At 72.4% G+C, this 13,735-nt stretch carries 13 protein-coding genes and 1 tRNA gene; 7 read left to right on the forward strand and 7 right to left on the reverse strand.

All coding sequences use genetic code 11. The features are described from left to right. The coding region (locus Q0L54_RS06565) for an MFS transporter (RefSeq protein WP_296666387.1) at positions 1-1,038 on the forward strand (1,038 nt) is incomplete at its 5' end. Between the two features lie 7 nt (positions 1,039-1,045). Here the strand turns inward: Q0L54_RS06565 and Q0L54_RS06570 are convergent. Further along, complete coding sequence (locus Q0L54_RS06570; protein ID WP_296666388.1) at positions 1,046-1,792, reverse strand: CAP domain-containing protein; 747 nt, start codon at positions 1,790-1,792, stop codon at positions 1,046-1,048. Then, positions 1,792-2,916 (reverse strand): phosphoserine transaminase, encoded by a 1,125-nt coding sequence (serC, locus tag Q0L54_RS06575; protein WP_296666389.1) that lies wholly within the window; start codon positions 2,914-2,916, stop codon positions 1,792-1,794. The genes Q0L54_RS06570 and serC overlap by 1 nt, the downstream gene beginning before the upstream one ends. Before the next feature lie 40 nt (positions 2,917-2,956). Here serC and manA point away from each other — a divergent pair, with 40 nt between their 5' ends. From manA to Q0L54_RS06600, 5 genes are all read left to right on the forward strand, one after another. Then, complete coding sequence (gene manA / locus Q0L54_RS06580) at positions 2,957-4,162, forward strand: mannose-6-phosphate isomerase, class I (RefSeq protein WP_296666390.1); 1,206 nt, start codon at positions 2,957-2,959, stop codon at positions 4,160-4,162. Positions 4,163-4,190: 28 nt separating this feature from the next. Continuing rightward, a complete protein-coding gene (locus Q0L54_RS06585) occupies positions 4,191-5,519 on the forward strand; it encodes a UDP-glucose/GDP-mannose dehydrogenase family protein (RefSeq protein ID WP_296666399.1) in 1,329 nt (442 codons plus the stop codon). After that, positions 5,516-6,196: a metal-dependent transcriptional regulator gene (locus tag Q0L54_RS06590; protein ID WP_296666391.1), complete on the forward strand. Its 681-nt coding sequence runs from the start codon at positions 5,516-5,518 to the stop codon at positions 6,194-6,196. Before Q0L54_RS06585 ends, Q0L54_RS06590 begins: the two co-directional genes overlap by 4 nt. 267 nt (positions 6,197-6,463) lie before the next feature. After that, positions 6,464-7,033: a C40 family peptidase gene (locus tag Q0L54_RS06595; protein WP_296666392.1), complete on the forward strand. Its 570-nt coding sequence runs from the start codon at positions 6,464-6,466 to the stop codon at positions 7,031-7,033. Positions 7,034-7,139: 106 nt separating this feature from the next. Continuing rightward, positions 7,140-8,126 (forward strand): aldo/keto reductase, encoded by a 987-nt coding sequence (locus Q0L54_RS06600; protein ID WP_296666393.1) that lies wholly within the window; start codon positions 7,140-7,142, stop codon positions 8,124-8,126. A 124-nt stretch (positions 8,127-8,250) separates the two neighbouring features. Here the strand turns inward: Q0L54_RS06600 and Q0L54_RS06605 are convergent, their stop codons facing one another. After that, a complete protein-coding gene (locus tag Q0L54_RS06605; protein ID WP_296666394.1) occupies positions 8,251-9,075 on the reverse strand; it encodes a type II CAAX endopeptidase family protein in 825 nt (274 codons plus the stop codon). A gap of 221 nt (positions 9,076-9,296) precedes the next feature. Here Q0L54_RS06605 and Q0L54_RS06610 point away from each other — a divergent pair. Beyond that, positions 9,297-9,369 (forward strand) — tRNA-Arg (locus Q0L54_RS06610). A gap of 43 nt (positions 9,370-9,412) precedes the next feature. On the opposite strand, the gene Q0L54_RS06615 is transcribed toward Q0L54_RS06610, so the two are convergent. Genes Q0L54_RS06615 through Q0L54_RS06630 form a run of 4 tightly spaced genes read right to left on the reverse strand, consistent with a single transcriptional unit; the run spans position 9,413 to position 13,695 of the window. Beyond that, positions 9,413-9,868, reverse strand: coding sequence for a universal stress protein (locus tag Q0L54_RS06615; RefSeq protein WP_296666395.1), 456 nt, complete (start codon positions 9,866-9,868; stop codon positions 9,413-9,415). Further along, a complete protein-coding gene (locus Q0L54_RS06620) occupies positions 9,865-10,494 on the reverse strand; it encodes a V-type ATP synthase subunit D (protein ID WP_296666396.1) in 630 nt (209 codons plus the stop codon). The genes Q0L54_RS06615 and Q0L54_RS06620 overlap by 4 nt, the downstream gene beginning before the upstream one ends. Continuing rightward, entirely contained in the window at positions 10,487-11,923 is a 1,437-nt protein-coding gene (locus Q0L54_RS06625) for a V-type ATP synthase subunit B (protein WP_296666397.1), read from the reverse strand. Before Q0L54_RS06625 ends, Q0L54_RS06620 begins: the two co-directional genes overlap by 8 nt. Continuing rightward, entirely contained in the window at positions 11,920-13,695 is a 1,776-nt protein-coding gene (locus Q0L54_RS06630; RefSeq protein ID WP_296666398.1) for a V-type ATP synthase subunit A, read from the reverse strand. Before Q0L54_RS06630 ends, Q0L54_RS06625 begins: the two co-directional genes overlap by 4 nt. Positions 13,696-13,735 lie beyond the last annotated feature (40 nt).

Raw genomic sequence — 13,735 nt, forward strand, 5'->3', positions numbered from 1 at the left:
GCCGCGTACCAGCTAGGACGCATCCCGGGCTCGGCGCTGGGAGGCGCGCTCGCGCATCGGCTGGGTGCCGCCGGCGCCGCCATGCTGTCGCTGGCCATCCTCGCCGTGGGCGCGGCCGTGGCGGCCGCCTCACCCGGCCTCCCGGTGTTCCTCACGGGAGCGGTGCTGGTGGGCCTGGGCCACGCGGCGTACCACGTGGCCCGCCAGAACCAGATCCTGGAGCTGATCCCGCCGGCGTTCACCGCCCGCTCGCTCACCTCCTTGGCGGGGATCTGGCGGATCGCGAACTTCGTGGGCCCGCTGATCGGCGCCGGACTCATCGCCGTCTGGGGGCTCAGCTCCACCTACTGGTTCGGCGCGGCGTGCGTGGTGGCGGCCATCGGCGCGCTGGCCCTCGCGGGCGCTCGCCGCGAGCGCCGCGCGTACGTGCGGCCGGAGCACATCTCCTTGGCCCAGGTCGCGCGCGACAACGCCCACGTCATCCGCACGCTCGGCGTCGCGGTGGCCGCGACCGGCGCGCTGCGCCAGGCGCGGCTGGCCATCATCCCGCTGTGGGCCACGCACGTGGGCCTCAGCCCCGAGGTCGCCACGCTGATCTTCTCGATCTCCGCCGCGATCGACATGCTGCTGTTCTACCCGGCGGGCGCCACGATGGACCGGCGGGGGCGGCTGTGGACAGCGATTCCGTCCACGCTGCTGCTCGCCCTCGGCACGCTGGCCCTGCCGTTCACGCAGGGCGTGGTCGCCGTCACCATCGCCGCGCTGGTGCTGGGGATCGGCAACGGATGGGGCTCGGGTCTCATCATGACGTTGGGCGCGGACGTGGCGCCGGTGCGCGGTCGCTCGGTGTTCACGGGCCTGTGGATGATCCTCCAGGACACCGGAGGGCTCGCGGGACCCGCGCTGGTGGCGGCAGGAGCCGTGATCGCGTTGCCCGTGGGATTCTTCGCGGTGGGCGGCATCGGGCTCGCGACCACGGGTGCGTTCCTGGCGTGGATTCCGCAGTCCGGCTCGCGGCGCGCGCACGAGCCGGACTGACGCGTCCCTAGCGGAAGTTCTCGGTCGCGTACCAGGAGGTTCCGTTGCCGTTCGACGCGACGCCGGCGCCCATCTGCGTGTAGCTCGGGTTCATGATGTTGCGGCAATGCCCCGAGGAGCGCATCCAGTTCGCGTGCATGATGCCCACGGCCGTCGCCCGCGAGTAGCCGCCGCTGCTGGACACGTACGCGACGTTCTCCGCGCCCGGCGCCGAGGGGTTGTGGGACATCTGTCCCGTCGAGGCCATGGTGGAGGACCAGCCGGCGGCGGCGGAAGCGAGCGAGCTCGACCACGTCAGCGCTCCGATCCCCAGCCGCGCCCGCTCGCGGTTCGCCGCGGTGAGCAGCCCCTGCGCGCTCGAGGCGCCGTAGGGCCGGTCCGGGTTCGCGCAGTAGGTGCCCACGTCGCCCGGGCCCAGCGACCTCCCGCCGGCGGTACTCCGGGGGGACGATGCGGCGGGCGCCGGCGGCGGAGGGGGTGGCGGCGCCGACACGGTGATGCGAGGCGCCGCCTGTCGGGCGGCGGAGGACGGCGCCACCACCGGCTCCACCACATCCTCCACGGCCCATTGGACCGTCGCGGGCGCGTCGAGGAGCCGCGCGATCATGCCGGCGTCCGGGGCGGGATCGCCCGCGGGACCCGGCCCGGCGAGCGCGACGCTCACCGCGACCCCGCCGGACACCGCCACGAGTAGCACGGCCGGGAGGACGCGCCGCACCAGGCGCGTCCGCTCGGGTCCGGCCCGCCACGCCATCAGGCGAGCAGCCGCCCCGCCACGTGGTCGATGCACGCGATGAGCGCCTCGACGTCCTCGGGGTCCACGGCCGGGTACACGCCCACGCGGATCTGGTTGCGGCCCAGCTTCCGGTACGGATCGATGTCCACCACGCCGTTGGCGCGCAGGTGACGCCGCAGTTCGCCGCTGTCCACCGCATCGTCCAGATCGATGGTCGCCACCACGGGCGACCGGTAGGCCGCGTCGGACACGAACGGCGTCGCCCATGAGGTGCGGGTCGCCCAGTCGTAGAGGTGGCCGGAGGACAGCGCGCTGCGCTGGGCGACGAAGTCCATGCCGCCGCCCTCGAGCATCCACGCGAGCTGCGCGCGCATCAGCACCAACGTCGCGACCGCCGGAGTGTTGAGCGTCTGGTTCGCTCGCGAGTTGTCGAGCGCCACCTTGAGCGACAGCGACTCCGGCATCCAGCGTCCGGACGCGGCGATCTCCTCGATGCGCGCGATGCCCGCGGGGGACAGGACGGCGAACCACAGCCCACCGTCGGAGGCGAAGCTCTTCTGCGGGGCGAAGTAGTAGACGTCCGTCTGGGCGATGTCCACGCGCGTGCCGCCGGCGGCGGAGGTCGCATCGACCACGGTGATCGCGTCGCCGATCCCCGCGGGTCGCCGCACCGGAGCGATGGCCCCGGTCGAGGTCTCGTTGTGGGGCCAGGCGTAGACGTCCATGCCGTCCTCGGGCTCGGGAAGCACCACCGACCCGGGGGCGGCCGTGCGGATGGACGATGCGCCCAGGTGGGGCGCGGCATCCGTGGCCTTGGCGAACTTGGCGCCGAACTCGCCGAACGCGCAGTGCTGCGCGCGGTCCCGCACCAGGGAGAACGATGCGGCGTCCCAGAACATGGTCGAGCCGCCGTTGCCGAGGATCACCTCGAAGCCCTCGGGGATCGCGAAGAGCTGCGCGAGCTGCGCGCGCACGTCGCCCACGAGATCCTTGACGGGGGCCTGCCGGTGGGAGGTGCCGAGCACCCCGGGCTGGCTGGCCATCAGCGCCTGGAGCTGAGCGTCGCGGACCTTCGACGGACCCGAGCCGAAGCGTCCGTCACGGGGGAGCAGCGTGGCGGGAATCTGGATGATGTCCGTCATGGAATCACTGTAGTCGCGCCAGTGCTGGCATCATGGCGGCGTGTACCGCCTCCAACCCGCCCTCCAGCACTACGCGTGGGGGATGACCGACGTCCTCGAGACGCTCGTGGGCCTGCACCCGTCCGGGAAGCCGGTGGCGGAGGCCTGGTGGGGCGCCCACACGTCCGCGCCGGCGACGGCGACCGCGGTGCATGGGGTCGATGCGGACGAGGCCGGGCTTTACCCGGGAGAGCGGCTCGGGCTCGACGAGCTCATCGCCCGTGCGCCCGCCACGATGCTGGGACCGGAGCTCGCGGCGAGCCGGGAGCGGCTGCCCTACCTGCTGAAGGTGCTCGCGATCGCGAAGCCGCTGTCCCTGCAGGTGCATCCCGACATGGAGCAGGCCGAGGCGGGCTTCGTCGAGGAGGAGGCGCGCGGCGTCCCGAGCGACGCGCCCACGCGGACGTTCCGGGACCGCTCGCACAAGCCCGAGATGATCGTGGCGCTCACCCCCATGACGCTGCTCGCGGGCTTCCGGCCCGCGAAGGCCGTCGCGGCGGATCTGGTGTGGCTGGGCGAGCCCTGCACGCGGCGGTGGGCCGAGGACCTGGCGAACGCCACCGAACCCACCGTGGCCATGGGCGACTACATCCAGCGCGTGCTGCGGGACCCCGACGCGCCCGCCGCGCTCGAGGCCCTCATCGACGTCGGCGGCCGCACCGGCACGCCGGAGAACCTGGCGGTCGCATCGGCAGCCGCGCTCGAGTTCCCCGGCGATCCGGGCGCGCTGGTGGCGATCGCGCTCAACGTGGTCCGGCTCGCCCCGGGCCAGGCGTGCTTCACGGGCGCGGGGATCATCCACTCGTACCAGTCCGGCGTGGGCGTGGAGATCATGGCGAACTCCGACAACGTGGTGCGCGCGGGCCTCACCCCCAAGCCCGTCGACATCGACCTGTTGGTGACGCTCACCGATGGCACCCCCACCCCGCCGCCCGTGGTCGCGGCGGAGCGCCACGGCGACGCGACCTTCTACCCGGCACCCGTGGACGAGTTCGCGCTCACCATGGTCGAACGTGGGTCGGCGGCCTTCCCCCCCGGCCCGCGCATCGTCCTGGCGGTCGAGGGCACCGCCACAGCCCGCTCGGAGCGCGGGATGCTGTCGCTCGCGCGCGGCGAGGCCGCGTTCGTCCCGTACGTCGACGGCACGCTCGCGGTGGACGCCGTGGGAGCCACCGTGGTGGTCGAGGTACCCCTCCCCAAGCCGTGACGAGGGCCGATACGCTATCCGCATGACGATGCGACTCTCAGTTTTCGGCACCGGATACCTGGGTGCCACCCACGCCGCCGGAATGGCCGAGCTCGGTCACGAGGTGATCGGCGTTGATATCGATCCGGCCAAGATCGAGCGGCTCGCCCGCGGCGAGGTGCCGTTCTTCGAGCCCGGGCTGCCCGAGCTGCTGCGCAAGCACGTCGAGTCGGGCCGCCTGCGCTTCACCACCGACGCGGCGGAGGCGGTGGACTTCGCGGACGTCCACTTCATCGGAGTGGGCACGCCGCAGAAGAAGGGCGAGTATGCGGCGGACATGCGGTTCGTGGACTCGGTGATCGAGACCATCGCACCGCTGCTGACCCGCCCGGCCGTGATCCTAGGCAAGTCGACCGTCCCTGTGGGCACCGCGGCCCGGCTTGCCGCCCGCGTGCGGGAGATCGCGCCCGTGGGCGAGGACGCCCAGCTGGGGTGGAACCCCGAGTTCCTCCGCGAGGGCTTCGCGGTGGAGGACACGCTGCGGCCCGACCGCCTGGTGCTCGGCGTCGACACGGAGCACCCGGGCCGCATCGAGGAGGTCGCCCGCCAGGTCTACGCCGACGCCCTCGCGCGCGAGACCCCGATGGTGGTGACGGACCTCGCGACGGCGGAGCTGGTGAAGGTCAGCGCCAACGCATTCCTCGCCACCAAGATCTCCTTCATCAACGCGGTGGCGGAGATCTGTGAGGCCACCGGCGCCGACGTGGTGGACCTGGCGGACGCGATCGGCTACGACGCGCGCATCGGCCGCAAGTTCCTGGGCGCCGGGCTCGGGTTCGGCGGCGGCTGCCTGCCCAAGGACATCCGCGCGTTCATGGCGCGCGCGGACGAGCTGGGCACCGGTCACGCGCTGCGCTTCCTGCGCGAGGTGGACGACGTCAACCTGCGCCGCCGCGACCACGTGGTGGACCTGGCCGCGCGTGAGGTGGGCGGGTCCCTCAACGGCGCCCGCATCGCCGTGCTGGGCGCGGCCTTCAAGCCCAACTCCGACGACGTTCGCGATTCTCCCGCGCTGGACATCTCCGGCCGCCTCCACCTGGCGGGTGCCGACGTCCGGGTGTTCGACCCGGAGGCGATGCCCAACGCCGCCGCCATCTGGCCCACCCTGCCGTTCGCGCGCAACGCCGAGGAGGCCTGTGCGGAGGCGGACCTGGTCATCGTGGCGACGGAGTGGAAGGAGTTCCGCGAGCTCGACCCGGCCGTGGTCGGAGCCGCGGTCTCGCAGCGCACCGTCATCGACGGCCGCAACTGCCTTCCCGCGCAGGCGTGGATCGACGCGGGCTGGAGGTACCTCGGCCTGGGCCGATACGCGTCATGAGCGACCTCATCGACACCACCGAGATGTATCTGAGGACCATCTACGAACTGATCGAGGACGGTGTGACGCCGATGCGTGCGCGTCTCGCCGAGCACTTCGGTCACGCGGGCCCCACCGTCTCGCAGACCATCGCCCGGATGGAGCGCGACGGGCTCGTGGTGGTGTCCGAGGATCGGCACCTCGAGCTGACGGCGGCGGGCGAGACGGCCGCGATGCGGGTGATGCGCAAGCACCGGCTCGCGGAGCGTCTGCTCACCGACGTGATCGGCCTCGACCTGGCGCATGTCCATGAGGAGGCGTGCCGGTGGGAGCATGTCATGAGCGAGCGGGTCGAGCGCCGGTTGCTCGAGCTGCTGGACTCCCCGACGGCCTCGCCTTACGGCAACCCGATCCCCGGTCTCGACGAGCTGGGAGCGGACGAGACAAGCCCGATTCCCGCCGAAACGCCCCTCACGGAGCTCCTGGACAACGAGATTTTTCTGGCCACGATCACCCGCATCGGAGAGCATCCCCAGGCCGATCCCGCGCTCCTCCGGGACCTCCTTGAGAACGGGGTTCTGCCAGGCGCGTCGGTGCGTCTCGAAGCGGTCGATGCGGGGGTGGGTATCGGGGTCGCGGGCGCCCTCCTGGTGCTGGGTCGGGATCAGGCGCGCCACATGTTCGGCTTGCCATCCTGAGGATCTTTGGTAACTTTTAGATAACAAGAACGGCCTTCACGGCATGGAGACCTTCTCCTAGGTGCCCCCCACAAGAGGAACGTCCGGCTCGATTCGGACGCAGGGGCGCAGAGATCTCGACGCGCAGACAGCGCGAAAGGAAACGGTAATTTGAAGTACGGATACATGCGCGCCAAGACGCGGGCCGTGGCAGCAGCCACGGGTGCAGCCCTCGTTGTCGTCCCCCTCACCGGGGCCGCCGCAGCCGCTCTCGTCACGACCGAACCGATGGAAGGCGCGACCACCCTCGGTGCCGCTGCCCCCTTCGACTACTCCAACGACATCGCGGAGATCCCCTCCGTCACCTCGTCGGACGAGACGGTCACGTACACGATCGATACTCCCACCGTGAAGGTCAAGGTTCCGCCGCCGCCGGCGCCCGCCCCCGTGGCGACGTCGACCTCGAGCGGCGCCACCACGGTCTCGAAGTCCACCTCGGTGCAGCCCTCGGCTTCGGTCCAGGCGGCCATCGCCGGCTCCGCGGTCATCGCGGAGGCCGCGAAGTACGTGGGCGTGCCCTACGTGTCGGGCGGCTCCACTCCTGCGGGCTTCGACTGCTCGGGCTTCGTCTCGTACGTCTACGGGCAGCTGGGCGTCTCGCTCCCGCGCTCGTCGAGCGCCTATTGGAGCCTCGGCACCCGGGTTTCCAGCCCCCAGCCGGGCGACCTCATCCTGACGTCCGGCCACATCGGCATCTACGCGGGCAAGAACCTGCAGATCGATGCGCCGCGTCCGGGCAAGACCATCCAGTTCCGTGCGATCTGGCAGTCGAACCCCGTCTACGTCCGAGTGACCTAGGACCAGCACGCTTCACGAGGGCCGTCACCGCGAGGTGGCGGCCCTCGTCGCATGTCCGGGACCGCATCGTCCTAGCTCGGGACCTTTCCCGGCTACCGTGGATTCCATGAGGACGACGACGGTGGCCAATCTCGGACGCGACATCTCGCTGGTGGGTCTGGGCACCTGGCAGCTCGGCGGCGACTGGGCCACGGTGGGCGACGATGCGGCGCAGGAGATCCTGGGTGCCGCGGCCGATGCGGGGACCCGGGTGCTCGACACGGCCGACGTCTACGGCGACGGGCGGTCGGAGAAGGCGATCGGGCGGTTCCTCGCCGGTCGCGAGGACCGGGACGAGTTCACGGTCATGACCAAGATGGGCCGCCGTGCGGACCCGCACGTGGCGGACGCCTACACGCTGGACAACTTCCGCAGGTGGACCGACCGCTCGCGCGAGAACCTGGGCGTCGACACCCTGGATCTGGTGCAGTTGCACACCCCGCCCACGCCGGTGTTCACGGACGAGCGCGTCTTCGACGACCTGCGCACGCTGGTCGCCGAGGGCCGCATCGCGCGCTGGGGAGTCTCGGTCGAGCTCGTGGACGAGGCGCTGGCAGCGCTCGCGCAGGAGGACCTGGCGACCATCCAGATCATCGTGAACATCTTCCGTCGCAAGCCGCTCGAGCGCGTGCTGCCGGAGGCGCGCGAGAAGGGGGTCGGGATCATCGCCCGGCTGCCGCTCGCGTCGGGGCTGCTGTCCGGCAAGTACGACGAGTCGACCACCTTCGCGCCCGAGGACCACCGCACGTGGAACCGGGACGGGTCCAAGATGAACATCGGCGAGACGTTCTCCGGCGTGCCGTTCGAGGTGGGCGTGGCCGCGGCGCGCGAGGTCGCGGCGCTCACGCCTTCGGGCTGGGCGACGTCGCAGATGGCGCTCGGGTGGCTGGCGCAGGTGGGGGTCGCGACCATGATCCCGGGCGCCTCGAAGCCGTCGCAGGCGCGGTCGAACGCGGAGGCCGCGGAGTTCCCGGCGCTGCCGGATTCGACGATGGCGGCGCTCGAGGACATCTACGAGCGGTATGTGCGGGAGCACGTGCACCACCTGTTCTAGGACGCGGGCGACACTCAGCCGCACCGTTGGCGGAATCTGCGCGCGAAAGCGACACTCAGCCGCACCGTTGTGGGCGGTTGGTGAAGTCGGGGCGCGGTTAGCGCGGATCCGACCGGGCGCGCGCTCAAGGCGAGAGCGGTGCCGGCCGCCGCCGTGACCGGCGCAGCGCCAGGATCACCACGCCGCCCACCATCACCACCGTGCTCGAAACCGCCGCCGCGATCCCCGCAGACGCCTCGGTCGCCGTGGTGAAGTTGTAGGCCGTGTGCCACAGCGCGACCAGCAGGATCGATCGGGACGCGGAGTCGTACAGCCACGTCAGCACCACCGAGCCGAATCCGATGCCGACGAGCCAGCCCGCCGTCCCGCCCACACCCAGCCCGCGCAGGTTGCCCACCACCCAGAAGAGCGGCAGGTGCCACAGCGCCCAGACGGGCCACACCAGGAGTGCGGCGGTGGCCCTGCTCCGCGTATCGAGCAGTCCGTCCGCGAGGTACCCGCGCCAGCCGATCTCCTCGCCGAAACCGTTGACCAGGAGCACGTACGGGACAATCCACAGGCCGGCCATCGGTGCGCCGGAGTACGCAGCGAAGTCCTGCGCGTCGGGGCGGTCGCCCACCACCAGCGGGAGCGCGGCCACCGCGACGGTCCCGGCGACGAGGCCGTACCAGTACCAGCGCACCCGCCACCGGACGATGCGGGACCACAGCCGGGCGATTCCGGCCCGCCCTTCAGTGGCGCCCGTCACCAGCACGGCCGCGATCGCGGGACCGAGCAGGCCAGGGAGGTGGGTGGGCCACGCCTGGCCGGGATCCACGACCGCGCCGGTCGCGACCAGCGGGATCCACCACGCCCACGAGATGCCGTACGCCAGGGCCACGAACGCGATCAATCGGCGCGGCGACCCCGCGCATCGCTGCGCCACCACCACGGCCTCCTCCGCTGCCACGCGGCGGGCCGGGTCTCCGGCGCGGCGGTCGATTCTCCTCTCCAGGCTACGCCGGGTCGGCGGCGCAGGTGCAAGACGTGCACTCGGCCGCTGGCGACACTCAGCCGCACCGTTGGCGGAATCTGCGCGCGAAAGCGACACTCAGCCGCACCGTTGTGGGCGGTGGCGTCGGGTGGTCGCGGCGCCGGCAGCCGGTATCCTCATGGGCGTACCCCGTGCAGGCGCCTGTAGCTCAGGGGATAGAGCACCGCTCTCCTAAAGCGGGTGTCGGCAGTTCGAATCTGCCCAGGCGCACTCCAGACGGTCCGCGGCCATCCGGCGCATGCGGCCGAGCCGACTATCCACGCCACCGCGCGTGTGCCGCGGCATGGAGCTCGGGAACCACCAGCACCGGGACGTGAGCGAACTCGACCACGCCCAGCGTGTGGGAGCCGATCGCGGGGATCACGTGTCCCGGACGGTCCATGCGTCCCATGACGATGACGCTCGCGTGGCACGCGGCCGCCTCCGCGAGGATCTCGGCGGCGACCCGACCTCGGCGCAGCGAGACCTCGGCCTCGACCCCGGCGGCCGTGGCGCGGCGAGCCACGTCGGCGAGCGCGGCCGAGCAGGCCTGTTCGCGCCCGTGCAGCAGCGCGGCCTCGCGGTCCGATCCGTTTGGGATGCCGTCATGCTCGACCACCGCCACGGCCCGCAGCGCCGCGCCGGAACTCCGCGCGTGCTCGATCGCCGCCGCGGCCGCCGCCGCCGACGCGGCCGAGTCATGCACTCCTACCAGCACCGTTGCGTTCATGATGCCACTCCGTCCTGGCGCCGGTTCCCGCGCGCCTCCTGCTGGGCGCCCATGGCCCAGCGCACCCGCAGGTTCTCCTCGCGCTCGAGCTCCTCGAGCCCGCGCTCGATCCGCACCAGCTCGCCCTCGAGGTGGGGTATCCAGCGATGTTCGATGGCGCGCCGTCGCGTCCGGGTGGCGACCAGCTCTGCCGCGACGATGACGGTGGCCCGCCTCACCGCCGCGTAGGAGATCGCCGCCTCGATCGCGGCCGTCATCGCGTCGGCGGCGTACCGAAGCGTCGAGCTTCCGCCGGTGCGCCGGTGGGCCGGGACATCGGCGACGCCATCGTCGGGGAACTCCACGCCCATGACGCGCGCGACCTGGACTTGCACCGTCGCACCCTGCGGTGGGGCGGCGGCCTCGATCGCGACCCAGCCGTCCAGCGCCGCGGCGCGGTCCGTCCACACGAGCGCGTCGCGTGCCGACTCCTCCCAGGCGATGCGTAGACCGTCCGCGACCAGCAGCAGCCGCTCGTGCTCGGCGGCGACGATCCGCTGCTTGCGCTCGAGCAGATCGACGCCGTGCCGCGCGACCGTCAGGAGGCGCTGGACTCGGAGGCGCGCGGCACGGCCCACGTCAGGCATCGTCCACCTCCTCGTCGGACGGCGGGAGGTGCCGCCGGATCTGCTCCGGCGAGACCATGGTGAGCTCCTGGCGCGGCAGCGTGGCGAGCGCCTTCCACGCCCGGTCGAGGGTGTCCTCGAGCGACCGGGACTCGCTGTCGCCCTGGTCGAGCAGCCCCCGCTCGACGGCGTCCTGGTAAGCGAGGTAGCGGCGGTCGGTCTCGCCGAGCGCGGAGGCGCCCACGAGCTCGGACAGGGCGGCGGACTGCCGGGCGTGCGCCAGCGCGGCGAGCACCTGGGCGGCCACGTCGAGGTGGTCGTCGCGGGTGCGTCCGGGGCCGGCGCCGTTGCGCATGAGCCGCGACAGCGAGCCGAGCGTGTCGACCGGTGGGTACACGCCCCGTGCCGCGATCTCGGGAGACAGCACGATCTGGCCCTCGGTGATGTACCCGGTGAGGTCCGGCACCGGGTGGGTGATGTCGCCCGCGGGCATGGTCAGCACGGGGACCACGGTCACCGATCCCTCGCGGCCGCGCACGCGCCCGCAGCGCTCGTACAGGCTCGCGAGGTCGCTGTAGAGGTAGCCCGGGTAGCCCCGCCGCGCCGGGATCTCGCGGCGGGCGGCGGAGACCTCGCGCACCGCCTCCGCGTAGTTGGTCATGTCCGAGATGACCACCAGCACGTCCGCCCCCTCCTCGAACGCGAGGTGCTCCGCGACGGTGAGTGCCAGGCGGGGTGTGAGGATGCGCTCGATCGCCGGGTCGTCGGCGGCGTTGAGGAGCAGCACGAGCTCGCCGGACGAGGTCCGTTCCTCCAGCCGATCCCGCACGAAGGCGATGTCCGCGTGGGTGAGGCCCATCGCCGCGAACACCACCCGGAACTGCGCCCCGGAGCTGGTCGCCTGGGCGGCGATCTGCGTCGCCAGGCTCAGATGAGGCAGGCCGGCGACGGAGAAGATGGGCAGCTTCTGCCCGCGGACGAGCGTGGCGAGCGCATCGATCACGGACACCCCCGTGATCACCGGCTCGTGAGGCGGATCACGCTCGACGGGGTTCAGCGGCCAGCCGCTCACCGGTGCGAGGCGATCTCCCGAGATGGGGGGGCCGCCGTCGAGCGGAGCCCCGCGGCCGTTGACCACCCGGCCCAGCCAGCCCAGCCCGACCTCGATGTGCAAGGGCTGTCCGGCGAAACGCACCTCGATGGATCCGGGGGTGAGACCCCCGGTGCCCTCGAACACCTGCACCGTCGCCTGGTCGCCGTCGAGGTCCAGCACCAGCCCGTGCCGCAGGCCCTCGGCGCTGTCCACCTCGGCGGACTCGTCCCAGCCCACGTGGTCCACGCCGCCCACCACCACGAGCGGCCCGCGGATCGCCCGGATGTCCCGGTGCGCGACGCGTGGCCCCTGCGGACCGCCGCCCCGCGGTTCGCGAGTGCTCGAGGAGTCGGTCATGGCAGCCTCCGCAGCACGTCGAGGATGCGCTCGCGGATGGTGCCCACCGCGCCGGCGTCCTCTGGCCCCACGTCCTGGGCCGCGCGGATGACGGGGCCGAAGTCGGCGCGTTCGACGGCGGTGGCTGTCACGCCCCGATCGATCGCGGCGTGGCACGCGTCGATCACGTCGAGAACCATGTCGAGCAGCGCCGCGCCCTTCTGGTCCGAGCACGTCGCGTCGTTGGGGCTCAAGGCGTTCTGCGCCAGCACGGACTCCCTCAGGAGTCGCCCCCCGAGCACCACCATGCGCTCCCGGCCGGGCAGCGAGTTGACGCCGATCACCTCCGCGAGCGACCCGAGACGATCCGCCTCGGCCAGGATCTCGAGCGCGGCCGCCCGGCGGGCCGCCCACTCGGGGTCGCCGTGCACCGTCTGCCACCTCGCCAGCCCGGCGGCGTCGCGCGCGAACGATCCCGCCCAGTGGACGGCGGGGTAGTGGCGCGCATAGGCGAGATCCCGGTCGAGGGTCCACATCGCGCGGACGAAGCGCTGCGTGATCGTGGTCACGGGCTCCGACATGTCGCCGCCGGGAGGCGACACCGCGCCGATCACGCTCACCGATGCATCGTGGCCACCCAGGGTCCTCACGCGCCCGGCACGCTCGTAGAAGGCGGCGAGCTCGGACGCCAGGTCCGCCGGGAAGCCCTCCTCGGCGGGCAGGTCGCCGCGGCGGTTCGCGAACTCCCGCAGGGCCTCCGCCCAGCGCGACGTCGAGTCCGCGATCACCACCGCGTCATGGCCCATGTCGCGGAAGTACTCGGCGATGCTGACCCCCGTGTAGATGCTCAGCTCGCGCGCCATCATGGGCATGTTCGACGTGTTCGCCACCACCACGGTGCGGTCGACCAGCCTGCCGCCGGTGCGCTCGTCGACCAGCAGTGCCAGGTCGTCGAGCACCTCCGCCATCTCATTACCTCGCTCGCCGCATCCCACATAGACGATGACGTCCGCGTCGCACCACTTCGCGATCTGCTGGAGCAGCATCGTCTTGCCGGTGCCGAAGCCCCCGGTCACGGCCGCCGCGGCGCCGCGGGAGACCGGGAAGAACAGGTCGAGCACGCGTTGGCCCGTGTGCAGCGGCTCGGGATCGGCGAGCCGCTCGAGGAAGGGCCGCGGGCGACGCATCGGCCAGCGCTCCGAGAGGCGCACGGTGCGGCCCCCGACGTCTGCGACGCGATCGAGCGCCCCGACCTCGCCCTCGTCCGCGATCCACGCCACCGTGCCCGAGGCGCCCGCGGGCACCACCACGCGGTGTTCGACCGCGCCCGCGTCCGGCACGGTCCCGAGCACGTCGCCCTCCCGCAGGGTCGAGCCGGCCCGCGCGGACGGCACGAAGCGCCACCGGCGTGCGCCGTCGTCGGCCGCCACGGATTCGGGGCGGTCGGGGCGCAGCCACAGCGGTGCCGAGGTCAGCGGGCGCATGAGGCCGTCGAACGCGCTGCCCAGCAGTCCCGGGCCGAACAGGCCGGTGAGCGGTTGACCGCTGCCGGCGGCGGGGTCTCCCACGCGGACGCCGCCGGTGTACTCGTACGCCTGGGTGGTGGCGCGGTCCCCCTCGACCACCACCACCTCCGCGGCGATCCGGTCCGCACCGATGTGGAGGATCTCTCCCATCGCCACGCCCGGCACGCCCTCGGCCTCGACCAGGGGCCCGGCGACGCGCACGATGCGCCCGGTGCGCGCGGGGGTCGAGGGGCCCGCGGCGGCGGGGGCGGCGTTCACGCCATCCATAGCGGCGACACCTCCCCGGTCACCGTGGCGAGCGTGCCCT

This window comes from Demequina sp. (genome assembly GCF_024642165.1).
Taxonomy (GTDB): domain Bacteria; phylum Actinomycetota; class Actinomycetes; order Actinomycetales; family Demequinaceae; genus Demequina.